This is a genomic window from Kribbella yunnanensis, from assembly GCF_039529655.1.
GTDB classification, from domain to species: Bacteria; Actinomycetota; Actinomycetes; order Propionibacteriales; family Kribbellaceae; genus Kribbella; species Kribbella yunnanensis.
The window spans coordinates 149,849-173,562 of record NZ_BAAANF010000009.1 but is presented as its reverse complement, the minus strand read 5'-3'; the positions used below and the strand labels follow the sequence as shown (position 1 = coordinate 173,562).

Below are 23,714 nucleotides of genomic sequence, written 5' to 3'. Positions count from 1 at the left end.
GCGTGACCGACTTTGCTGACAAGCCGACGCTGACCGGGGAACTCGTCGTACTGCGACAGGTGACCGAGGACGACTACCCCGCGCTAGCCGTCGCTATGGACGACCCGGATGTGGCTCGGCTGACGGGCAGCCACGAGGAGATCGGCGAGGAGCGGGCCCGGCAGTGGTACCGGACCCGGCAGGACCAGACCGACCGGCTCGACCTCGCGATCGTCGACAAGGCTTCCGGGCTGGTTGTCGGTGAGGCGGTGCTGAACGAGTGGGACCCGGACAACCAGTCCTGCAACTTCAGGATCCTGATCGGGGCATCCGGGCAGGGTCGTGGGCTCGGGACCGAGGCGACCCGGCTGATCGTCGGCTACGGGATCGAGAAGATCGGCCTGCATCGGATCAGCCTCGGTGTGTACGCATTCAACCCGCGGGCCCAGCGTGCCTACGAGAAGGCCGGGTTCGTCGTCGAGGGCGTGTTCCGGGACGCGTTGCTGTGGGACGGCGAGTGGGTCGACGAGGTCATGATGTCGGTCCTCGCGACAGAGTGGATACAGTCCGGGGCGTGATCGACGCTGCGCACATCGCCGTACTGACCGGGGCAGGGATCTCCACTGCCTCCGGGATCCCGGACTTCCGGGGGCCGCAAGGGGTGTGGACGAAGAACCCGGCGGCCCAGGCGATGTTCGACATCGACGAGTACGTCGCTCGGCGCGAGGTGCGGGTGGAGGCGTGGAAGTTCCGGCTCGCCGCACCGGCGTGGACGGCCGAGCCGAACGCCGGTCATCTCGCACTGGTCGAGTTGGAGCGGCAGGGCCGGCTGACCGGTCTGATCACGCAGAACATCGACGGCCTGCATCAGAAGGCCGGGTCGGCACCGGAGTTGGTTCACGAACTGCACGGCACGGTCTGGTTCGTCGACTGCCTGCAGTGCGAGCGGCGGATCCCCATGGCCGACGTACTCCCCCGGCTGGACGCCGGTGACGAGGACCCGGCGTGTGAGGTGTGTGGCGGCATTCTGAAGTCCGCCACGATCTCGTTCGGCCAGGCGCTCGACGTGGTCGTCCTGGACGCCGCAGTCGCCGCCACCGAGGCTGCTGACGTGTTTGTCGCGATCGGCACGTCATTGCAGGTCTACCCGGCCGCAGGGCTGTGCGACATTGCCCTGCGAGCGGGTAAACCACTCATCATCCTGAACGCGCAGGAGACGCCGTACGACGAAGAGGCGGCGACCGTGCTGCGCACTCCGATCGAGACGACCCTGCCCGGCTTGTTCAGCTGAGCGAACCGCCCAGGTCGGCCCAGCCGCTCCACCCCGAACCGAGGGCGGACTGCCACGACGTCCGGAGCTTGCCGTCGGCATCGATCGTGAACGTCACGCCGGCTCCTCCGACGCTGTCGATGTTGCGGACGTCGGAGTAGGCCACCTGCTCTCCATTCAGCTTCCCATCCTGCCAGTTGCCGCCGGGAGTGAGCTGCCACATCACCCAGCCGCGGTTGTCGGCCCCACGGACGGACAGGCTGAGTCCGCCGGTGTTGTCGAGGGTGACTCGTGGGTTGCCCTGGGCGGTGATGCCACCCAGCCGGGCCAGTCCGGTGAAGGCGGCGCCCCGGGACGGCTGCCAGGTCGTGGAGACCGCGTTCTCGGGGGTCCGGTAGAAGACGCTGAACGCGCCGCTGTAGCTCATCACCAGGTCCGGGTCGGAACCGATCGAGCCCGGTAGCTGCTTCCACGGCACCCAGGCGCTGCCGATACTCGGCTGCCAGCTGTTCTGCAGCTTGTTGTTCGTGTCTCGCACCACCATGACCATCAGACCGTCAAGACTGACGTCCACCGCGGGCTTGCCCACCATGGTGGTCCCGCCGATCTTCTCGAACCGCCAACCACCGTCGCGCTGCCAGATCGTGACTGGCACACCGTCGGTACCGCGGACGAACAGGCTGATCAGTCCGTCGTCCCCGACCACGGCGGCCGGGTCACCACCGACGACGAGGTCCACCACGATCTCCCAGGCGCTCCAGTCGCCGCCCGGGGCGCTCTGCCGACTGGTCCGGATCCGGCCGTCGGCGTGGCGCACGAAGGCTGTCAGCCCACCGTCGCGCCGGACCACGACCTCTGGCTTCCCAGCGGCGTCCACCGGCCACAGGTTGACGAACGGATCCCACGTGCTGCCGGCGGTCCGCTGCGACGTGCTCTGGATCATGCCGTTGCGGTTCCGCTCGAACACCGACATGGCGCCGTTGTCGTGCCGGACGACGTCGGTCCCCCGCGCAACGCCGGCGAGATCGAGCAGGTCGTCCAGAGTGCCCGGCACCGCGAGCCGGAACGACGTGTTCGCGTCGTTCAGCGCGGCGTAGATCTCTTCGCGCCGGGCCCGGTAGCCGGTCAGGTCACCAGCAGCCTTGGCCTGCAGCGCCCGTACGGCGGCAATACCGGCCCGGCTCCTGCGTTCGGTCCGGGCCAGCCAAGGCTCGGAGTCGCGCAGGAACGATGGATTGCCGAGCCCGGCCCGCAACTCCGCCGGAGCGGCACCCAGACGAGCGAGGTAGTCGGTCAGTGCAGCAGCCGGAGCGGTCAGGTCGCGGCTGCCTCGATAGGCGTCGATGAATGCGCGCACGTGTGGCGTGAGAGGCGCCGACGAGTCAGCGGTGAGTGCCGAGCCTGTGTGTACCTCGGCGTACCGGCGCAGCGCATCAGCGGCCGGACCACCGAGCTCGGTGAGAATCCGCTGCCAGGCCGCCTGCGGCTGGTAGGCGGTGGGGTTCCAGGCGTACTCCGCGGCGGTACCCAGGGCGATCAGTGACGGCTCCGCCTCCTGCATCTCGTTGATCAGGAAACCCGTCGCGTACTGCGGCAGTCCGGCGTCCCGACCGACGAGCGGACCGAGGTGCTGGGCTGTCGGGGTGTAGTCGTTCACCGGGTAGTTGTCGAAGATCAGCAACTTGCGGCCACCGAACGCCGCCGACGCCGCAGCCGCGTCGTCCGTGGTGATCGTCGGTGACACCACCTCCCGACCGGTCCAGAAGATGTCCACGTCGGTCGGGATCAGTGCGGCGAACCGGGTGCGGTACGGCGTCGTGCCGGTACCCCAGTAGTCGGTCGGAACGGTGAGCAGCCGGGCGCCGGGGTGGAACTTGACGAAGCGTTCGTAGACGTCGTTGACCACATGGGCCTGGGCCGCCCCGAGCGGGCTCGCATCGGAGCCGAAGTAGCGCTCGTCCTCAGGACAGCGGAACTCGCCGCCGACGTCGTCCCAGCCGATCGCGAACGTCCGCTCGCCCAGGTCCCAGAGCTGCTGGTACCTGGCGATGAGTGCGTCCTTGTCCGCTTGACGGATGTGGCAGATCCCGTACCGCTTCGCGATTTCCGGCGAGGCGTTGGCCTCGGGGTTGATCCGGTAGATGAACTGCACCTGGTTCGCCTTGGCGCGCTCGATCGCCGCGCGCATCCGTTCGGCATCCGCGTCGGCGTAGCGCGTGCGCCACTCGGCACCTGCGGTGTGCGGGTCGCCACTGACCGTGTACTGGAACGCGTTCATCCGGTGCCGGCCCAGGAAGTCCAGGTGGTTCAGCAGGTCGGCCTGCTGCCAGGGCTGGCCGTAGAACGACTCCATGCCACCGCGGAGTGCGAACGCCGGCTCGTCGACGATCGCCACGCTGGGCACCGAGCCGGCCTTGGTCAGCTGGGCGAGCGTCTGCTCACCGTAGAAGGTGCCGGCCGCGTCATGGCCGACCAGGACTGCCAGTTTCTCGCCCTGATACGAACCGACGCCGAGGACATAGCCACCGGGTTTCAGACCGGCGGCGGACGGCAGGGACCAGGCCGACAACGCACCGGCGGCGCGTGCGCTCGCCGTACCGGTCTCTCTGACCACGGTCGGCCCGGACAGGTCGGAACCGAGGCGGCGGATCGACTGTGGTGCTGGAGACAGGGTGGGCAGGTCGTCTGCTGCGGCGGCCGGGGCTGTTGTGGTCAACAACCCCGCGCCGAGCGCAGCGACCAGTAACCAGTGGCGCTTCACCAGGTGTCCCGCTTGAAGCCGGTCGTCGGGTCCCATTCCCAGTGGCTCAGGGCTGTGGTCGACTGGGCGAAGATGTGCTGCTGGTTGTTGTAGACCGACGCGGCCGGGTCGGACTGGACCTGACCACCCCAGTTCGCGAAGGTGATCTTGTCGGTCGGCTGGTCCCACCACCAGTGGTACAAGGTGTCGTCAGCACCTCTGGCCACCACGTGTTGCTGGGTGCCGTAGCGGTAACCGGCCGGAGTGCCCTTGAAGGCGGCCGGTGCGCCGGTCCACTTGTCGCTGCGAAGTCCGTCCACGTCGGACCACCAATGGAACAGCTGTCCGTCGGCGGCCTTGGCGAAGGCGTGGTTCTGGCCGTCGTAGGTGAAGGTCGTCGGATCGGAGTACGCCTCGCCGCCCCAGGACTCGACCTGCGGTTGGGGAGCGTCTGCCTTCCACCACCAGTGATACAAGCGGTTGTCCGTGCCCCGGGCTACCACGTGCAGCTCATCGCGGGCGGCGAAGGCGGACGGCTTACCTGCGATCGGTACGGCGGCCTTGGGCCAGGTGTTGACCTGCTGACCGCTCGCTGCGTCCCAGGACCAGTGCGTCAGACCACCGTCAGCCGAGCGTGCGAAGACGTGGCGCTGGTTGCCCCAGACCACCGGTGCCGGGTCGGAGTAGGCCGCCCCACCCAGGTCGGCCGTCTGGACTGCTGCCTGCCCTTCGGTCCAGGACGAGGTGAGCAAGGTGTCGGTCTTGCTGCGCGCGAAGACGTGCTGCTGGTTGTCGAAGGCCAGGCCGACCGGCTTGCCCTCGACCGGACTGGCGGCGGGCCACACATCTCGCTCCACACCGATTCCCGGAGAGAACCACCAGTGCTGGATCCCGTTGGTTGCCGGTGCGAACACGTGGTTCTGGTACTTCCACGCGAACGCCGACGACCCTGCCGGCTCCTCCGGCCCCACGGCCGAGCCGGAGCCGTACACCTCCAGCTCGTCCATCAGGGTCACCGTGCCGGGGTCCGTGCCGCGGTGATTGAACGACACCCGGACCCAGCGCGCCTGCACCGCCGGGAACGCGATGTCGTACCAGACCTTCGACTGCCCGGCCGGGTCGACACCGGTGACCGTCTTGCGCGCGGTGTAGTTGGTCCCGTCCGTGCTGGTCAGAACCGTCAGCTCGTCCGGACGGTAGTGCTGGTACTCCTCGTAGGCATGCACCTTCGCCTCGGCGACCCGCTGCACCGAGCCGAGGTCGATGGTCATGTCGGTGTAGCGGTTGGCGTTCTTGATCGTCTTCCAGCCGACGCCCCGCAGGTCCGACCAGTCATCCCCGATCTGGCCGTCGGTGAGCTGGCGATTGCCCTCATCCGGCTGATCGTCCGGGTTCGGCAGCAGGTGGTACGTCTTGCCGGCCGCCAGGTTGGCCTGGGCCAGCCGGTGCCCGGAGACCTCGAACGAGTTCAGCTGGTACGCCGAGCTTCCGCCGGTCACCTCGAGTCGCAGGTAGCGCGCTTTGCCGACGAATCCGATGAAGTCGTCACCGCCGTCACCTGTGGTGGTGGAATAGGCGTCCACCCAGTTGGTGCCGTCGTACGAGGTCTTGACGCGGTAGTTGTTCGCAGGAGCGGCGGACCACTTGAGGTGGATGCCGTCCAGCCGGCTCTGGTTCCGCAGGTCGATCTGGAGCCACTGCGTCCCGGTGGCCGGGCGCCAGCCGGTGACGTCGTTTCCGTCAACCGCCTTGCTCGCCTCGAACCCGGCGCCGGCAGACGAGCTGCTGGTGGCGGTCTTGTCGAGCGCGTGGTCCTGAGCGATCACCGGCAGGCCGGCTGCCGCATCCAGGGCCATCCGGCGGATGCGCTGCTGGAAGGTGGTGTCCATGACGTACTTGTCACCGCGCTGCGCCATGCTGGTGGCAAGGTCCTTGGCCAGGCCGGGGTTGCGCTTCCCCAAGAGGTTCAGGATTTCCCAGTCCTCGATGCCGTCGCGCAGCGACTCGTAGCGGGGCGAGGACTCGAAGGTCATCCGGCTCGGGTTGGTGTCCGCCCGGACGATGAAGCCGTCGCCCTTGCCGGGCTGGTCGTTCATCGGGTACTGCCAGTTCATCCAGGCCCAGTGCAGGTAGCCGGTGACACCGCGCGAGTAGGCGTACCACATGGTCATCCGCTGGTGCCATTGCGGCTGGTCGACGAACCTGTTCAGGAAGTTCCCGGCCGGACCGATGCAGTTGTACAACCAGAGCTGCTTGCCGTGGTCGTCCCGCTCTTTGTCGTACGTGGCCCGGTGCCGGTCGTACTCGTCGAGGATGGGGATGATGACGTCGGCTTCCTTGGACTGGTCCACGCCCGACCAGAGCATGGCGTCACCGATCTTCACCTCGGGCCAACGGGCGCGGATGGTGCGCTCGAGGGTGAACCACGTCGGGCTGCCGGCCTCGTCGGAGACGTGGTGCCACCACATCTTGTCCCAGCCCTTCTCGATCAGGTGCGCCCGCAGTGCGGGGAAGAACTGGTCGTTCCACTTGGTGGCCGGGGTGGAGTCCCAGTCCACCCAGCTGAAGGAAGCCTGCGTGGTCCCCGGAAGGGTCTTCCCGAGCACCTCGGTGAGGAACTTGCCCTGTGGCCGATTGGGGTCGTACCACGGCGACCTGCGGTCGTCGTGCGGCCCGGACATCGTGAAGCCTTCCAGGCGCTTGATGTGCCCGGCCCGCATGATCCGCTCGACCACCTGGTCGAAGCGTGTCCAGGTGAACTGGTAGTTGCCCGCGTCGTCCACCTTGCTGCCGCCCTCGCGGAGCAGGTGGATCACCGGCAACTGCAGGTTGTTGCCGCGGTACCTGGCCTGCATGGCGGCGTAGTTGTCGACGATCTTCCACCAGGCGTCGTCGTACCGCTTGACGTGGTAGGTGAGCTCCACCGTGTCGCCGGCACCGTGGTCCCAGGAGGACGGGCCGAGCATGTTGTGCCACAGGACGTTCGTGAACTCGCTGTCCTTGGTCGGCGGGATCACCACGTCGCGCACGTTCGCCGTGATCGGGACCTGGATGTCTCCGACGCTGGTCCGGACCGTCACCGTGCCGGTGTAGAGACCACCGGCGGCCGTGGTCGGGATGTAGGCGCGGATCCAGATCGACTGGGTCTTGTCCGGCTCGACCGCTAGCGACGGGTCGTTCTGCAGCCGGTCCGGAAACAGACCGGCGCCGGTGCGGAGCAGCGGCGTGACCGACGAGTTGTAGTTGAGGCTCTCGTAGCCGACGAAGTTGTAGCTCAGGTTGGACGCCGCGATAGAGCCCGCGGGACCGGTCAGCGCCGTGAAGTCGACACCGGTGATGGTGTACGCCGGCGAGCGGCGCAAGACGATCTGCGCTCCCTCGTAGTCGTTGCGAGCCGTGTCCAGGGTCAGGTCCTGGCCGGACTCGGCGGACGGCCGGCTGTCGCGGAAGACCGAGGTGTACGCCGACTCCGTCCAGACCGACAGTCCACCGGCAGACGGACGTACTGCTTGGGCGGGCGGGTTCGGTGGACTGATCGTCACCACCAACGCACTCGCGAGCGCAAGCGCGAAAAGCTTCCAGGGACGGCGCACGGGGACCTCCTGCACATCGGGCGGACGTCCATCGTCAACCGCTGCGAGCGAGAGCGCCAAGCATTGGTCTAGACCTTTTGATCCTGGTGAAATCACCGTCCGTTTTGTGACGTTCGAAGCCTTCCGTGCCTCTGTAGCCCGGGCTAGCGTCCCCGGGGACCAGGCACTGGGAGGGGACAGCAATGCGCGGGTTGAGGCGTTGGACAGCAGGGATAGCGGCCGCAGTGATGGTGCTCTCGGGGCTGGGGGCTCCAGCACAGGCACAGGTGTCGGCGGACAGGGTGATCACGCTCGCCGGCTCACTGCAGAGTGAGCTGGGTTGTCCGGGTGACTGGGACCCCGCCTGCACGGCGAGCAGTCTCGGTACGGCGGCGCCGTACACGAAGGTGTTCGACGTACCGGCCGGGTCGTACGAGTACAAGGTCACCGTCAACGGGAGCTGGGACGAGAACTACGGCGCCGGTGGGGTGCTGAACGGACCGAACATCCCACTGCGGATCGAGGGACCGGCCAAGCTGTCGTTCAGCTACGACGACAAGACGCATGTGGTGTCAGTGCGACCGGTGGAGCTGGCCGGGCCGGGAGTGACAGCAGCCGACAAGGCACTGGCCACACCGAGCCTGCGACAGGACCTCACCAAGGAGCGGTTCTACTTCCTGATGGCGGACCGCTTCGCCAACGGGGACAAGAGCAACGACTCCGGCGGTCTGACCGGCGACCGGCTGCAGACCGGGCTCGATCCGACCGACAAGGGCTTCTACCACGGTGGTGACCTGACCGGAGTCATCCAGAAGCTCGACTACATCAAGGCACTCGGTACGACGTCCATCTGGCTCACGCCGTCGTTCAAGAACCGGCCGGTGCAGGGTGCGGGCGCCGACGTGAGTGCGGGGTACCACGGCTACTGGATCACCGACTTCACCCAGATCGATCCGCACCTGGGAACCAACGCGGACATGAAGCAGCTGATCGACCAGGCGCACCGCAAGGGGATGAAGGTCTTCTTCGACATCATCACCAACCACACCGCCGATGTGATCGCATACCAGTCCGGTCAGTACGGCTACATCCCGAAGTCGACGACGCCGTACAAGGATGCGGCCGGGAACGTCTTCGACGACAAGGCCTATGCCGATGGTGACACGTTCCCGCCGCTGGACCGCAACACCTCGTTCCCGAACGTGCCGGTCTTCAAGACGCCGGCCGACGAGACCGTCAAGGTCCCGGCCTGGCTGAACGACCCGACGCTCTACCACAACCGCGGTGACTCGACCTTCGCCGGCGAATCGGCCGAGTACGGCGACTTCGTCGGGCTCGACGACCTGTTCACCGAGCAGCCGCGAGTGCGGGACGGGATGATCGACGTCTACAAGACCTGGGCCGAGCTGGGCATCGACGGCTTCCGGATCGACACCGTCAAGCACGTCAACCTCGAGTTCTGGCAGAAGTTCTCACCCGCCATCCTCGCTGCGGCTCGTAATGCCGGCTCCAAGAAGTTCTTCATGTTCGGCGAGGTGTTCGACGCGGACCCGAAGTTCATGTCGACCTACACGACCGCCGGTGCACTGCAGGCGACGCTGGACTTCGGGTTCCAGCAGAACGCGGTGACCTTCGCCAAGGGCGACCCGGCGACGAAGGTCCGAGACTTCTACGCGAACGACGACTACTACACCGATGCGGACTCGAACGCGTACCAGCTGCCGACGTTCCTCGGGAACCACGACATGGGCCGGGTGGGCACGTTCCTCAAGCAGGGCGGTGCCAACGGGCCGGAGCTGCTCGCCCGCGACAAGCTGGCGCACTCACTCATGTACCTGACGCGCGGCCAGCCGGTGGTCTACTACGGCGACGAGCAGGGCTTCACCGGTCGGGGTGGTGACAAGGACGCACGGCAGGACATGTTCGCGACCAGCACCGGCGACTACGCCGACGACGAGGTTGTGGACGGCACCGGTACGACGACGATCGGCACCAAGGACCGGTACGACGTCAACGCGCCGATGTACAAGCACATCGCGGCCATGGCAAAGGTGCGCGCGCAGTACCCGGCACTGTCGGACGGCCGACAGGTGCACCGGTACTCGTCGAACGCCGGTGGGCTCTACGCGTTCAGCCGGATCGGTGCGGACAACGTGGAGTACCTGGTGGTCGCCAACAACGCGACCACGGCCAAGTCCGCGACCATTCCGACGTACGGGTCGCACACGTGGCTCAAGCCGGTCTATGGCGGCGCCAAGCCGGTGCGGACCGACCGCGAGGGGCGGGTGCTGCTCAGTCAGCCGCCTCTGTCGGTGACTGTGTACCAAGCTCAGAGCAAGGTGCCTGCACCTTCCAAGGCTCCTGCTGTCTTTATGAGCGCGCCTGAGCCGGGTGGAGTGGTTGGAGGGCGTGCTGAGATCGGTGCGGCCGTTCCGGCGAACACACCGGTCACCGTGACCTTCGGCTACCGCCCAGTGGGTACGACGGCTTGGCAGCGGCTCGGCTCTGACGACAACGCGCCGTACCGGGTGTTCCAGGACGTCAGCGGCGTGCCGAAGGGGACACTGCTCGAGTACCGGGCTGTACTGCGGGACTCGGCGGGCCACTACTCGGTGTCGGGCTCGTACGGCGTGGTCGGCGACGCACCGAAGCCGGGTGGCGGCGGTGAGACCGGACCGGTCGTCCAGCCGGCCAATGTGAGTGTGCCTGGTGATCACAACAGCGAGATGGGTTGCCCGGCGGACTGGTCGCCGGACTGCGACCAGGCGCAGCTGGTGCTCGACCCGAAGGACAAGGTGTGGAAGCGCACCTACACGATCCCGGCCGGTGAGCACGCGTACAAGGCAGCGCTGAACAAGAACTGGGATGTGAACTACGGCGCCGGTGGTAACCAGAACGGCGCCAACATCTCCTACACCGCGCCGGCCGGGCCGGTGACGTTCTACTACGAGCAGGGCCGGCATTTCGTCACCTCCACTGCGGAGGGGCCGATCATCACTGTGCCTGGCTCGTTCCAGTCGGAGCTGGGCTGTCCGGCCGACTGGGACCCGTCCTGCATGCGACCCTGGCTGACGGACGCCGACGGTGACGGTACCTACACCTGGTCGACGAGTGAGATCGGAGCAGGCAGCTATGAGGCCAAGGTCGCGCACAACCTGTCGTGGGACGAGAGCTACCCGGCTCAGAACGTACCGATCACCGTGCCGGGTGATGGACTCGTCGTCACGTTCTCGTACGTGCTCGCGACCCATGCGCTCACTGTGACGACCACCAAGCCCGGTGCGCAGCCGGACCTCAGCCAGGCCAAGGCGTACTGGCTGTCCCGCGACACCCTCGCCGTACCGGCGGTCGCCCATCCGGAGCGGTCGCGTTGGCGGCTGCACTGGTCGACGACCGGCGGGCTGAAGGTCGACGCGGATGACATCGGCGGTACGTCGGTCGGGTTGCGCTACGACCCGCGTGAGGTGCGCCCCGGGTACACCACGTTGCGGCTCGACCAGGGAGACGTACGGAAGATCCTGACCGGACAGCTCGGACTGGCTCAGTACGACGATGCTGGGCGGCTGCTGGATGCGACCGGTGTACAGATCCCCGGTGTGCTCGACGATGTGTACGGATCAGCCAGCGAACGCACGTATGGCGTGAGCTGGAGCGGAAGCACACCGACCTTCACGCTGTGGGCTCCAACTGCCCAGGGCGTGGCACTGCTGGTCGGCGGGCAGCGGTTGCCGATGCAGCGCGCTGACGACGGCTCCTGGTCGGTCCGGGGCGCGCGGTCGTTCAAGAATGCGCCCTACCGCTATGAGGTGCAGGTGTACGCGCCCAGCACCGGCAAGGTGGAGACGAACGTCGTCACCGACCCGTACTCGGCCGCACTGACCACCGACTCAACCCATTCGGTCGCAGTGGATCTCAACGATCCCGCTGGCAAGCCTGCGCTCTGGTCGAACACTGCTGCACCGAAGTTGGCGCAGTCCGTCGACTCGACGATCTACGAGCTCCATGTCCGGGACTTCTCGATCAGCGACCCGACTGTGCCGGCCGCTCATCGCGGCACGTACCTCGCCTTTGCGGATGAGGGTGATGGGACGAAGCATCTGCGGACGTTGGCGAAGGCGGGTCTGAACACGGTTCACTTGTTGCCGACGTTCGATATCGCCTCGATCCCGGAGACTGGTCAGCAGACACCTGTCTGCGATCTCAAGTCGTTCCCGGCGGACTCCGAGCAGCAGCAGGCCTGTGTGAGCGCGGTGGCAGCTAAGGACGGTTTCAACTGGGGCTACGACCCCTTCCACTGGCTGGCGCCGGAGGGCTCCTACGCGACACAGAAGGACGGGCTCGCGAGAGTCGCCGAGTTCCGCACCATGGTCGGTGGACTGCACCGGTCCGGGCTGCGCGTCGTACTGGACCAGGTCTTCAACCACACGCCCGCAGCCGGGCAGGCGCCGACGTCCGTGCTGGACAAGGTCGTGCCCGGGTACTACCAGCGGCTGAACGCGACCGGCAAGGTCGAGACCTCGACCTGCTGCAGCAACATCGCCACTGAACACGCCATGGCGGAGAAGATCATGGTGGACGGCACTGTGAGCTGGGCGCGCAACTACCGCGTCGACGGGTTCCGGTTCGACCTGATGGGGCACCACACCAAGGCCAACATGCTGAAGGTGCGGGCCGCGGTCGACAAACTGACGCTGGCCAAAGACGGTGTCGACGGCAAGAGCGTCTACCTGTACGGCGAGGGCTGGAACTTCGGTGAGGTCGCGAACGACGCCCTGTTCGTGCAGGCGCGTCAGGGCAATCTCGGTGGCACTGGAATCGGCACCTTCTCCGACCGGCTGCGTGATGCGGTCCGGGGCGGCGGTCCGTTCGACGACAACCCGCGGGTGCAGGGCTTCGGCTCCGGTGCGGCCAGTGACCCGAACGGCGACCCGATCAACGGCTCGGCGGCGGACCGGGCCAAGCGCCTCGCGCACGACACCGATCTGATCCAGCTGGGCCTGGCCGGCAACCTGCGCTCGTTCAGCTTCCGCTCGGCAGAGACTGGCGCGACGGTGCGCGGTGATGCGGTCGACTACAACGGCTCCCCCGCCGGGTACGCCGACCAGCCGGCTGAGGTGGTCACGTACGTCGACGCGCACGACAACGAGACGCTCTGGGACACCCTGACCTTCAAGCTGCCAACGGACTTGCCGATGGCAGACCGGGTCCGGATGAACACGCTGTCGCTGGCGACGACCGCACTCGCGCAGACGCCGTCGTTCTGGCATGCGGGTGCAGACATGCTGCGCAGCAAGTCGCTGGACCGGAACTCCTACGACTCCGGCGACTGGTTCAACACGCTGGACTGGACCGGCGCCGACAACGGCTTCGGGCACGGTCTGCCGCCGAAGACGGACAACGAGGCGAAGTGGGCCTACATGAAGCCGCTGCTCGGCAATCCGGCGTTGAGGCCGAGCGCGACCGACGTACAGACTGCTTCGGCGGCCGCTGCGGACCTGTTGAAGCTGCGGTTCTCCACACCGCTCTTCCGGCTCGGTTCGGCGGACCTGATCAACGCCAAGCTCAGCTATCCGGTGAGTGGTTCGACACCTGGTGTTGTCACGATGCGCATCGACGACACCGTCGGTCCGAACGTCGACCCGGCGCTCAAGGGCGTACTGGTCGTCTTCAACAGCACCGGGTCGACTGTCACGCAGACAGTGCCCGGGCTGGCGGGACAGCCGGCGGCGTTGTCCCCGGTGCAGGCCGGCGGCTCTGACCCGGTGGTGAAGCAAACCACCTGGACCGCCGCGTCCGGCACGATCCAGGTGCCGGCGCGCACAGTCGCCGTACTGGAAGTTAGGTAGTCGGTACCCGGACCACTAGCGATGACGGATCGACCTCGGCCGTGAGAGTGCGGCCGGGGTCGATCATGTCGCCGTCCAACTGACGCCGGGCCACGCGGTCCGTCGTGACCTGGATACGGTGGCCGGTGAAGCGCTCCAGGTGACGTTCGCGCCAGGGCTTGATGACCAAGCCCAGGACGAGCCGCGGCCAGTGGCTGATGCGTCGGGGCGCCAGGACGACCAGGTCGATGACTCCGTCGTCCGCCGTGGCGTCCGGCAGCAGTGGGATGTTCGCCTGCAGCGTGCCGACGTTGCCGATCACCACAGTGCGGGCGCGGCGGCGGATCGGCGGCCGGTCGTCGACTGTGAGCTCGACCCGGACCACGGGGTGGTTGAGGTTCTTCACCGTCGACCATACGTACGCCGCCCAGCCCACCCGCTTCTTCAGATCGTCCGGGGCGTCGTCGATGATCGCGGCGTCCAGCCCCAGACCGGCCATCACCACGAACCGGTCGTCCGGCAGGTTGTCGCCGGAGATCCGGACGCTGTCGATCCGGCGATCGGTCCCGTCGAGGACCTCGGCGAGCGCGGTGTCCAGATCGAGCGAGATGCCCAGGTTGCGGGCGAGCAGATTGCCGGTACCGGCGGGCAGGACCGCGACCGCGATCCCAGTACCGGCCAGCTCGGCGCAGACCACCCGGACCGTCCCGTCACCACCGGCCACCACGACCAGGTCGACGCCCGCGGCGATCGCCTCCTGGGCCATCGTGACGCCGGCATCTTCGGCCGTGGTCTCGAACCAGGACACCGCGCCGGCACCGCGCGCGGTCAAGGCATCGCCGACGGTACGGCGGAACTGTTCGACGTCTGCCTGCTTGATCGGGTTGACGATCACGGCCGCATGCCAAGAACTCAACTGATTTTGTCCGTCCGGGAAGATAGCGTGCCTGGGGTGAGCAGCCTTCCACGCAGTACCCCAGAGGACCAAGGACTATCCGCCGCCGCGATCGACGCGTTCGTGGCCGCCATGGACGCGTCCGAGCAGGAGTTCCAGACCGTGATCCTGCTGCGGCACGGACACGTCGTGCTGGAGGCGGAGTGGGCGCCGTACCGGCTGGCCGATCCGCACACGCTCTACTCGGTGTCGAAGAGTGTCACCGCGATCGCGATCGGGCTGGCCGTCGACGCCGGGCTGCTGACGATCGACGACAAGGTGGTCTCGTTCTTCGGGCCCGAGGACCTGCCGGAGACGATCAGTGACAACCTGGCCGCGATGTCGGTGCGGCACCTGCTGACGATGAGCACCGGGCACTCCGAGGACACCGTCGAGAAGATGAGCCAGGACCGCGGGTGGGTGCGGTCGTTCCTCGGTTTCGAGGTGCAGCACGAGCCCGGTGCGCCGTTCGTCTACAACAGCGGCGCGACCTACATGCTGTCCGCGATTCTGCAGCGGGTGAGCGGTGAGACGCTGCTCGACTACCTGCAGTCGCGGCTGTTCATGCCGCTCGGGATCACCGAGGCGACCTGGGGATCGTCGCCGGAGGGGATCAACTTCGGCGGCTGGGGGCTCAGTCTGAGCACCGAGTCGATGGCGAAGATCGGGCAGCTCGCGCTGCAGCACGGCGTCTGGGAGGGTTCGCAACTGGTCCCTGCCGAGTGGATCGAGGCCGCGACCACCAAGCAGGTGTCCAACGACAACCAGACCAACACGGACAGCCGACTGGGCTACGGCTTCCAGTACTGGCGCGGCCGGCACAACACCTACCGGGCTGATGGCGCGTTCGGTCAGTTCATCCTGGGCATCCCCGATCACGACGCGGTGGTCATCGTCACCAGCGCCGCCTCCAACATGCAGGCCGAGCTGGACCTCATCTGGGATCACCTGCTGCCTGCCCTCGAAGGCAAAGAGGTGCCGGTCGTGGCACGCCCCGAGGTGCTGGAGATCCCGGCACCGACCGGCCCAGCAGCGCAAGGTGGCGACGGGCAGACCTACACCTTCGGTAAGAATCCGGGTTTCCTGGAGTCGGTCCGCTGGGACGCCGACGGCAGCGCGTCCCTCACCTTCGGGTCGGACACCCACCTCTTCACCGCCGGCGGCTGGCGCGAGAGCGACGCCGGCAGTGAGCGGGTCGTTACTACTTCGTACGGCGACGGTGACGCACTGGTAGCGACGATCCGCTGGCTCGAGGGGCCGCACTCGGCGCGTTTCAGCTGCCGGATCGCCGACGGGCGGATGACGCTGGACGGCCGGCTGAATGTGTCGTTCGCACCGACGGAGTTCACTCTCACCTCGGAGTGAGGGCCCAGGGCAACGGGTGCTGACCTGATCGGGCAACGCGGTCCCGCCGAACATGCACGATCAGGTCGATCCCCCACCGGGGTGGGCTTCGGCTGTCTAGCGTGGCGGACAGCCAAAGTCATCACACCTTAGGGGACCTCCATGCGCTCCACCCTGTCGTTGCTCGCGGCAACTGGCCTGCTGGCGACCGGCCTCGCGGCCGCCGTACCCGCTCAGGCCGCCGCACCCGCTGCCCCGCAGGCCGCCGCTGAACTGCCGACGTGCTACCCGGCGGTGCCGGAGCGGCTCGTCATGAACAACCGCCAGACGCACTACACGATCACCTACGGCAAGGGCTGCCCGGCGAACCTGTACAACGCCGACTGGCACGGCCGTCAGAAGGGTGACCCGGACAACATCCTGATCGAGTTCCTCAACGGCAGCCGGCAGGCCAAGTTCACCCTCTACTCGGAGGTCTCGCCGGTCGGCGTCGTGACCTTCACCGGCGACGAGGACGGCGAGGACTCCGAAGGCAACGCGGTGGCGAAGCTGGCGACCTTCAACCGGATGAACAAGTTCGTCTCGGCCGTGGACCTGACCGTCACCAAGTCGCGCGGCGTCTACACACTGAACACCGCGGCCGGCAACTACCGGCCGGCGATCAACAAGTTCGTCCCGTGGGGCGGCAAGGAGATCGTCCTGCAGTACAAGCAGGCCGGTACCTCGACCTGGAAGCAGCTCACCAAGGTGAAGGCGGGCTCGAACGGCAAGGCCAGCTTCCGGTGGAGCTCGGCCGCCACCTTCAGCTTCCGCGCCTACATCGCCGGCAACAGCGTCGTCTGGGACGACTACTCCCCCGTCCGCTAGCCACGATTCCTTCCCCACCCCACCACCCCGGTCGTTAGGGTTGGGCGGTATGACGACCGCCGAAGAACAGCGTCTGCTCGCCCGGATCGACGAGGACCTGCTGCTCAGGGTCTGTACGGCGTTGGTCCGGGCGACCGGCCAGAATCCGCCCGGTGAGGAGGCCGCGACCGTCGCCGTCCTCGACGCGGTCGGCCGCGAACTCGGACTGACCGTGGAGACCACGACGGTCGAGCCCGGGCGGGACAACATCAGTCTGAGTGTCGGCAACGGCACCGGCCCGGGACTGCTCCTGCTCGGCCACACTGACGTCGTACCGGTCGGTGCCGGCTGGACCACTGATCCGTACGGCGCGGAGATCCGCGACGGCCGGATTTACGGACGTGGCGCGACCGACATGAAGGGCGGGCTGGCTGCCGCGGTGGCCGCGCTCGCCGCCTTGCGAGACGTTGAGTTGAGCGGCCCGGTCGAGTTGGCGGCCGTGGTCGACGAAGAAGAGACCGGCAAGGGCATCCGCGCCTTCGTGCGGGATAACACCCGCTCCTACGCGGCGTGTATCACCGCCGAGCCGACGGATCTGCAGACGATCATCGCGGCGCGTGGCGACTCCTATCTGCGGGTCGCCGTACACGGGCGCGCGGTCCACGCCGGCAACGCGGCGGCCGGCGCCAACGCGATCTACGGCGCGACCGCGATCATCACCGAGATCGAGCGCCTGCACGCCGAGCTCGCCGCGGATCCGCATCCGCTGCTCGGTCCGGCGACCTGGAGCGTCGGCCAGATCAACGGCGGTACCGGCGGATCGATCGTGCCGGCCGAATGCGTTGTGGTCGCCGACCGCCGGCTGCTGCCGGGCGAATCCCCCGCGGCCGTCCTCGACAACCTGCGTGACCGCGTCGCCGCCCTGCACCTGGAGGACCGCGGGCTGACGGTCGACCTGGACATGCCGATGGAGATGCCCCCGTTCGAGACTCCGGCCGACGCCGAACTGGTCGAGATCACCGAGGCCGCCCGCCGCGATGCCGGTGGTCCAGACGTTCCGCTGGCCGGGTGGGGCGCGGCCTGCGACGGCGGGTACGTCGACCGCGACCTCGGCATCCCGGTCGTCATCCTCGGACCGGGTTCGGTGGCGCATCAGGCGCACCGCGCCGACGAATCCGTCCCGATCGCCGAGCTCACGATCGCCGCCCGCGCGTACCTGCTGGCCGCGGTCCGGCTGCTCGGCTGAGCCGGACACCGCCGGTGAGGCGGCTCACACCACCAATAATTCATCACTTATTGAATTCTTGGTCCCGCGCCCGTTAACCTCCTGCTAAGGCTCGGGAAGGGGCGCACATGACCAACTGGGTGGTCGAACTGGGACAGGTGGGCGCCGGCGAACTGGATTCGGCCGGCGGCAAGGCCGTCAACCTGGGCATCCTGCTCCGCGCCGGGTTCCCGGTCCCGGACGGTTTCTGTGTGACAACCCCGGCGTACCGGCAGGTCGCTCCGGCGGCCGGCGACGCGGCGTCGAGGCGGGAAGCGATCCTCGCGACCGCAGTGCCCGCTGACATCGAGGCGGCGATTCGCTCGGCCTACGCGGAACTGGGGACCGACGTTCCGGTGGCCGTCCGCTCGTCGGCGACGGCCGAGGACCTCGGCTTCGCGAGTTTCGCCGGGCAGCAGGACACGTACCTCGACGTGGTCGGGGCCGACGCCGTACTGGACGCCGTACGGCGTTGCTGGGCGTCACTGTGGACTGATCGCGCCTGGAGTTATCGCGAGACCAACGAGGTCGATCAGGACACGGTCGCACTCGCTGTCGTCGTGCAGCGGATGGTCGACGCGAAGGCCGCAGGCGTGTTGTTCACGGCGAACCCACTGACCGGCCGGCGCAACGAGGCCGTCATCGACGCCGCCCCCGGACTCGGCGAGGCGGTTGTCTCTGGTGCGGTGAATCCGGACGACTTCGTCGTCGACACCGCCAGCGGCGCGATCCATGAGCGGAGGCTCGTCCATGACTGCCTGACCGATGAGCAGGTGCGCGCCCTGGCGACGCTCGGCGGGCAGGTGCAGGCGCACTACGGGACACCGCAGGACACCGAGTGGGCACTCGATGCCGAGGGCAAGCTTTGGCTGACCCAGGCCCGCCCGATCACCACGCTCTACCCGATTCCGCCGCAGCGGATGGACGGCTCGAGTCCGCGGATCTACCTGTGCGCGAGTCTCGCGCAGGGTCTGGTCCGGCCGATCACGCCGATGGGACTGGCCGGATTCCGGTTGATCGCGACCTCGGTGGCCGAGCTGTTCGGTGCTCGGGTGGACGAGCCGCTCGACGGACCACCGGCGTACACGGAGGCCGGGCAACGGTTCTTCGTCGACCTGACCCCGGCCGTGCGCAGTACGGTCGGCCGGGCAATCGTGCCGCGGGTGTTCGACGTGATGGAGGCGCGATCGGCCGCCGTACTGCGACATGTCTTCGAGGATCCGCGCTTCGCCGTACTGACGTCGTCGCGCCGGGAGGCCGGCGGTCGGCTCGCGCGAGTGGTGCTTCGGAGGGGTGTACCACTCCGCGTGCTGGCCGCCATCCTGTCGCCAGGTCTCGCCCACTTCCAGGTACGCCGGACTTCCGCACGACTGGATTTGCTGCTGGCGGCCGCTTCGCGTTCGGCGACCGCGCGACTGGACTTCGTCGAGCGGCTGCTGCGGCGCGAGGTTATCCCGTTGATACCGCGACTGCTGCCCGCACCGGCCGCGGGATTCCTGATGCTGGCCGTTGCGCGGAAGGTGCTCGGCAAGGTGGTTCAGCCGGGCGAGCTGCAGACCGTGCTACGCGGGCTACCGCACAACGTGACGACCGAGATGGACCTCGAGCTGTGGTCGCTGGCACAGCGGATTCGTGCCGACGAGGCGTCGGCCGAGGCCTTCGAGGAGTCGGCCGAGATTGTTGCCGAGCGCTACCGATCCGGTGGACTGCCGAAGGTCGCACAGGACGGACTGTCCGATTTCCTCGGCGTCTACGGTCATCGCGCGGTGGCTGAGATCGATCTCGGACTGCCGCGCTGGTCGGAGGACCCGGCCCACCTCATCGGCGTTCTGTCCAACTATCTGCGGCAGACCGATCCGGCGCTGGCCCCCGATCTCCAGTTCAAGGCGGGTTCGGCGGCAGCCTCGGCGAAGATCGCCGAGCTCGCGCTGCGCGTCAGCCCGCTGCGGGGCCGGATCGCGCGCTTCACCCTCGGCCGGACCCGCGAACTCGCCGGTCTGCGCGAGACTCCGAAGTACCTCTTGGTCCGAATCCTCGCCGCCGCCCGCCGGGAACTCCGTCAGGTCGGCGCCGAACTGGTCGCGGCCGGCCGCCTCGACTCCCCCACCGATGTCTTCTTCCTCGATCTGCGCGAGCTCCGGTCGCCAGTCGACCTGCGGGCGATCGTCACCGAGCGCCGCGCGGCCTACGACCAAGAGCTGCGCCGCCGCCGGGTGCCGCGACTGATCGAGTCCGACGGTGTCGAGCCCGAGACGCTGGCGATTCCCCGGGCCGCCGAGGGCGCGCTGATCGGCAGCCCGGCGTCGGCCGGCACGGTGACCGCGAAGGCCCGGGTGATTCTCGATCCGGTCGGTGCTCACTTGGAGCCTGGCGAGATCCTCGTTGCGCCCTCGACCGATCCGGGCTGGACACCGTTGTTCCTGACCGCCGGTGGGCTGGTGATGGAGATGGGCGGTGCCAATTCGCACGGCGCGGTGGTGGCGCGGGAGTACGGGATTCCGGCGGTGGTCGGCGTACCGGATGCCACCACCCGCCTCGCGACCGGCGACCTCGTCACGGTCGACGGCGCCGCCGGGACGGTCGAGAAGATCTAGTCCTTCTCGGCCAGAGAGGCCAGGCCGGCGGCGATCACCGTGATGCCGAACTCGAAACGTTCGTCGCCGTCGGCACCTGAGGTCATGGGCACCGCCAGCGCGACGGTGAACGGGAAGCGGTCAACAGGGAGTTGCTTGAAGAACTCCGACATCTGAGTGGTGAAGTGCGTGACATCCTCCGGCGTCCAGGCCGCGGCATTCTGAACGGTCTCCTCGAAGGCGACCGCGGTCACGTAGAGCGGGATCAGATCGACCGCCCACGCGGCGGCCTGGTCGGGGATTCGGCCGGCCTTGAGGATGGCGAGAATTCGCTCGGTCATCAGCAAGGCCTGCTCCCCCAGCGGGACATTGCCGATCGCGGCGCGCGCGACGCCCGGGTTCGCGCGCATCACGCGGATCATCTCGCGCATCGCGTCCTTGAGCTGCTCCTGCCAGCGCTCCGGATCAGGCGTCTCGGGGAGCTTCATCTGCTCAGCCGCCCGGTCGACCAGCAACTGGTCGAGCTCGCTCTTGTTCGCGACGTGCGCGTACAGCGAGGCCGGACCGGTATCCAGCACCTGGGCGATCTTCCGCATCGACACCGCGTCGTACCCCTGCTCGACCATCAGCCGCATCGCGGCGTCGACGATCCGCTCGCGGGTCAACGGCTCCTTGACCGGGCGGGCGGGTTTGGCCGGACTGATCGGCTGCCACGGGGACTGGGTCATACGAACACTGTACTTGACACGAACAACGTTCGCGCGTAGAACAGTGTTCGTCAACGAACACCGTTCGCATTGGAGCCATCGATGAGCACCCCCACCCTCGCCACGGACCCCGTGGCCGCCGAACCCACGGCGTACCGGTGGCGCTGGATCGTCCTCGCCACCGTGCTCGTCGCCGAGATCATGGATCTCGTCGACGCCACCATCGTCACCATCGCCGTTCCATCTATCCGAGTTGAATTGGGCGGATCCGAGTCCGCCATGCAGTGGATGCTGGCCGGCTACACCCTCGCCTTCGCGATCGGTCTGATCACCTTCGGCCGGCTCGGCGACCTGGTCGGGCGCCGCCGGCTGTTCCTGATCGGCGCAGTCGGCTTCACCCTCGCCTCCGCCCTCTGCGGGCTGGCCACCTCGCCGGAACTGCTGATCGGCAGCCGGGTCGCGCAGGGCGTGCTCGGCGCGGTGATGATCCCGCAGGGATTCGCGATCCTGAAGTCCGTCTTCCCGCCCGCGGAGATCGGCAAGGCGTTCGCATTGTTCGGCCCGGTGATGGGTCTGTCCGCGGTCGCCGGCCCGATCCTGGCCGGTGTCCTGATCGACGCCGACTGGTTCGGCCAGGGCTGGCGGATGATCTTCTTCATCAACGTCCCGATCGGCCTGCTGGCCATCTTCGGCGCGCTGCGCTTCATGCCCGAGCTCAAGACCGCCGGTGCGCAACGACTCGACGCGGCCGGAGTCTTCCTGGTCAGCCTCGCCTCCGGGCTGCTGATCTACCCGCTGGTCCAGGGCCGCGAGCTCGGCTGGCCGGTCTGGTCGATCGTGATGATGGTTGCCTCGATCCCGGTCTTCGCACTCTTCGTCTGGCGCGAGCGGCGCTCCGGCAACCCGGTCATCGATCCGTCCCTGTTCCGCAATCGCGGGTACGTCGCCGGTCTCGCCGTGATCACCACGTTCTTCCTCGCGATGTCCGGGTTCACGCTGGTCCTCAACCTGTTCACCCAGCTCGGACTGCACTACAGCCCGCTCAAGGCCGGCCTCTCGATGGTGCCGTTCTCACTGGGCATCGCGATCGGCGCGCCGCTGTCCGGCGGACTGCTCGCGCCGAAGCTCGGGCGCACGGCGCTGCAACTCGGCGTCGCGATGATGACGCTGGCCATGGGTGGCATGTGGTTCACGCTGCACCACTACGGTGACGCCACCACGGTCTGGAACCTGGTCCCCGCGATGCTTGCCTGCGGCATCGGTTCCGGCATGGTGTTCGCGCCGCTGTTCGACATCATCCTGGCCTCGATCGACGACGAGGCCGCGGGCTCGGCCTCCGGCGTACTGACCGCCATGCAGCAGTTCGGCGGCGCGATCGGCGTCGCCGTCCTCGGCACGGTCTTCTTCCAGCTACTGCCCGATCACGCCTTCCTCGGCGCCACCAAGACGACCGTCCTGGTCGCCATCGCCCTCTTCATCGTCAGCCTCGCCGTCACCTGGCTGCTCCCGAAGCGCGCCCGCGAAGGACTCTCAGCCCACTAGGGCAACCGGCGGTTGAGTGAGAAGAGGCGGCCGAGGACGGGCATCAGCACGATGTTCAGGCCGTGCAGCACCCCGATGATCAGCAGGATCCCGCCCAGCCGGGCCGCCTCGAAGGCGACCTGGCTGGGCAGCACGTTCAGCCCCCAGGACTCACGCGGCTCGAAGGTGACGGTGAACAGGATGTACGCGGCGAAGATCAGGTAGTAGACGATGTCCGTCAGCACGATGTAGCTCTTGCCGGTCTGCGGATTGTCGTGGAAGACATCCGCGGCATAGGCCCGGCCGAAGCGTTTGATGAACGGGCCGAGCCAGAGCGCGAGCCCGATCAGTACGGCGGTCGTGAACAGTTCGAGAATCCACCAGTTCATCAGCAGGTGTCCGTTCTTCCGCGGGGTGACCAGCAAGACAATTGCCGTGAGCAACGAAGCGACGGCGACCGCGACCAGAACGCCGTACCGGATCCGGCGGCGCCGGGCCCGATCGTCGGCGATGCTGCCGAGGACCCGGTCGAACAGGTCGGGCGAGGTGGTCCGCGGCTGCGCCGGCCCGAGTGCCTCGTGCAACCTCCGCTCAATGGGCGACTGGTCACTTGTCATCCGGCTCCTCCAAATGGGTCTTGAGCGAATGCAGACCGCGTCGCAGATGGGTCTTCACCGAGTTCGGCGACAGTCCGAGGGTCTTGCTGATCGCGTCGATCGACAGCTCGAGGTAGTACCGCAGTACGACGCAGTCACGCTGCCGGCGCGGTAGATCGCGGAGCGCCTCGATCACCTCGCGACGGCTCTCGTCCTCGGCCGCCAGGTCCTCCGCGGAGCGCTCGTCCACCTCGGCCGGTGGCCGGTGCCGCAGCGAGACCAGACCGCGCCGGTTGTGGTCGCGAGCCAGGTTGATCACGATCGATCGCAGGTACGCCGCCGCGCGATCCTGATCGTTGATCCGGTGCTGGTTGCGGGCCAGCCGCAGGAACGCCTCCTGAACCAGGTCTTCGGCAGCGGTCCGGTCGTCGACGAACCACCGGGCCAGCTGGGTCAGCCGCGCTCCCTCCGCCCGGAACAGCGTGACGACCAAGGCGTCGGAATCCGCCCCGGCGCCCACCAGTCTTGCGGTTTCACTCATAG

14 protein-coding genes are annotated in these 23,714 nt (G+C 67.6%); 8 read left to right on the top strand and 6 right to left on the bottom strand.

From position 1 onward, the window contains the following. Positions 1-2: 2 nt before the first annotated feature. Positions 3-557, top strand: a complete 555-nt coding sequence (locus ABD231_RS14285) for a GNAT family N-acetyltransferase (RefSeq protein WP_344150533.1) — start codon at positions 3-5, stop codon at positions 555-557. Next, entirely contained in the window at positions 554-1,270 is a 717-nt protein-coding gene (locus ABD231_RS14280) for an SIR2 family NAD-dependent protein deacylase (RefSeq protein ID WP_344150530.1), read from the top strand. The genes ABD231_RS14285 and ABD231_RS14280 overlap by 4 nt, the downstream gene beginning before the upstream one ends. Here the strand turns inward: ABD231_RS14280 and ABD231_RS14275 are convergent. Next, positions 1,263-4,010 (bottom strand): beta-N-acetylglucosaminidase domain-containing protein, encoded by a 2,748-nt coding sequence (locus ABD231_RS14275; RefSeq protein WP_344150527.1) that lies wholly within the window; start codon positions 4,008-4,010, stop codon positions 1,263-1,265. The genes ABD231_RS14280 and ABD231_RS14275 overlap by 8 nt on opposite strands. After that, the gene (locus tag ABD231_RS14270) at positions 4,007-7,582 is read right to left on the bottom strand and encodes a glycoside hydrolase domain-containing protein (protein ID WP_344150524.1); all 3,576 of its coding nucleotides are present in this window, start codon (positions 7,580-7,582) and stop codon (positions 4,007-4,009) included. The genes ABD231_RS14275 and ABD231_RS14270 overlap by 4 nt, the downstream gene beginning before the upstream one ends. Before the next feature lie 227 nt (positions 7,583-7,809). Here ABD231_RS14270 and pulA point away from each other — a divergent pair, with 227 nt between their 5' ends. Further along, complete coding sequence (gene pulA / locus ABD231_RS14265; RefSeq protein WP_344151218.1) at positions 7,810-13,407, top strand: pullulanase-type alpha-1,6-glucosidase; 5,598 nt, start codon at positions 7,810-7,812, stop codon at positions 13,405-13,407. Here pulA and ABD231_RS14260 read toward each other — a convergent pair. After that, complete coding sequence (locus ABD231_RS14260) at positions 13,400-14,302, bottom strand: diacylglycerol/lipid kinase family protein (protein ID WP_344150521.1); 903 nt, start codon at positions 14,300-14,302, stop codon at positions 13,400-13,402. The genes pulA and ABD231_RS14260 overlap by 8 nt on opposite strands. A gap of 36 nt (positions 14,303-14,338) precedes the next feature. Between ABD231_RS14260 and ABD231_RS14255 the strand changes: the two genes are divergently transcribed. The 4 genes from ABD231_RS14255 (at position 14,339) to ABD231_RS14240 (ending at position 20,368) form a co-directional block, all read left to right on the top strand. Next, positions 14,339-15,685, top strand: coding sequence for a serine hydrolase domain-containing protein (locus tag ABD231_RS14255; protein ID WP_344150518.1), 1,347 nt, complete (start codon positions 14,339-14,341; stop codon positions 15,683-15,685). A gap of 141 nt (positions 15,686-15,826) precedes the next feature. Beyond that, positions 15,827-16,531 (top strand): hypothetical protein, encoded by a 705-nt coding sequence (locus ABD231_RS14250; protein ID WP_344150515.1) that lies wholly within the window; start codon positions 15,827-15,829, stop codon positions 16,529-16,531. Between the two features lie 49 nt (positions 16,532-16,580). Beyond that, complete coding sequence (locus ABD231_RS14245) at positions 16,581-17,756, top strand: ArgE/DapE family deacylase (protein ID WP_344150512.1); 1,176 nt, start codon at positions 16,581-16,583, stop codon at positions 17,754-17,756. Between the two features lie 107 nt (positions 17,757-17,863). Further along, the gene (locus ABD231_RS14240) at positions 17,864-20,368 is read left to right on the top strand and encodes a PEP/pyruvate-binding domain-containing protein (protein ID WP_344150509.1); all 2,505 of its coding nucleotides are present in this window, start codon (positions 17,864-17,866) and stop codon (positions 20,366-20,368) included. Here the strand turns inward: ABD231_RS14240 and ABD231_RS14235 are convergent. After that, entirely contained in the window at positions 20,365-21,075 is a 711-nt protein-coding gene (locus ABD231_RS14235; protein ID WP_344150506.1) for a TetR/AcrR family transcriptional regulator, read from the bottom strand. The two genes, ABD231_RS14240 and ABD231_RS14235, sit on opposite strands and share 4 nt — an antisense overlap. A gap of 81 nt (positions 21,076-21,156) precedes the next feature. Between ABD231_RS14235 and ABD231_RS14230 the strand changes: the two genes are divergently transcribed. Beyond that, on the top strand, positions 21,157-22,596 hold the full coding sequence (locus ABD231_RS14230) for a DHA2 family efflux MFS transporter permease subunit (protein WP_344150503.1): 1,440 nt from the start codon (positions 21,157-21,159) through the stop codon (positions 22,594-22,596). Here the strand turns inward: ABD231_RS14230 and ABD231_RS14225 are convergent. Then, positions 22,593-23,192: a hypothetical protein gene (locus ABD231_RS14225; protein ID WP_344150500.1), complete on the bottom strand. Its 600-nt coding sequence runs from the start codon at positions 23,190-23,192 to the stop codon at positions 22,593-22,595. The two genes, ABD231_RS14230 and ABD231_RS14225, sit on opposite strands and share 4 nt — an antisense overlap. Next, positions 23,182-23,712: an RNA polymerase sigma factor gene (locus tag ABD231_RS14220; RefSeq protein WP_344150497.1), complete on the bottom strand. Its 531-nt coding sequence runs from the start codon at positions 23,710-23,712 to the stop codon at positions 23,182-23,184. Before ABD231_RS14220 ends, ABD231_RS14225 begins: the two co-directional genes overlap by 11 nt. Positions 23,713-23,714 lie beyond the last annotated feature (2 nt).

Excerpts from the sequence above, each read along its gene's own strand:
- ABD231_RS14225 (WP_344150500.1), bottom strand. The coding sequence starts at position 23,192 with ATGACAAGTGACCAGTCGCCCATTGAGCGGAGGTTGCACGAGGCACTC.
- ABD231_RS14240 (WP_344150509.1), top strand. The coding sequence starts at position 17,864 with ATGACCAACTGGGTGGTCGAACTGGGACAGGTGGGCGCCGGCGAACTG.
- ABD231_RS14220 (WP_344150497.1), bottom strand. The coding sequence starts at position 23,712 with ATGAGTGAAACCGCAAGACTGGTGGGCGCCGGGGCGGATTCCGACGCC.
- ABD231_RS14235 (WP_344150506.1), bottom strand. The coding sequence starts at position 21,075 with ATGACCCAGTCCCCGTGGCAGCCGATCAGTCCGGCCAAACCCGCCCGC.
- ABD231_RS14250 (WP_344150515.1), top strand. The coding sequence starts at position 15,827 with ATGCGCTCCACCCTGTCGTTGCTCGCGGCAACTGGCCTGCTGGCGACC.
- ABD231_RS14230 (WP_344150503.1), top strand. The coding sequence starts at position 21,157 with ATGAGCACCCCCACCCTCGCCACGGACCCCGTGGCCGCCGAACCCACG.
- ABD231_RS14245 (WP_344150512.1), top strand. The coding sequence starts at position 16,581 with ATGACGACCGCCGAAGAACAGCGTCTGCTCGCCCGGATCGACGAGGAC.
- pulA (WP_344151218.1), top strand. The coding sequence starts at position 7,810 with ATGGTGCTCTCGGGGCTGGGGGCTCCAGCACAGGCACAGGTGTCGGCG.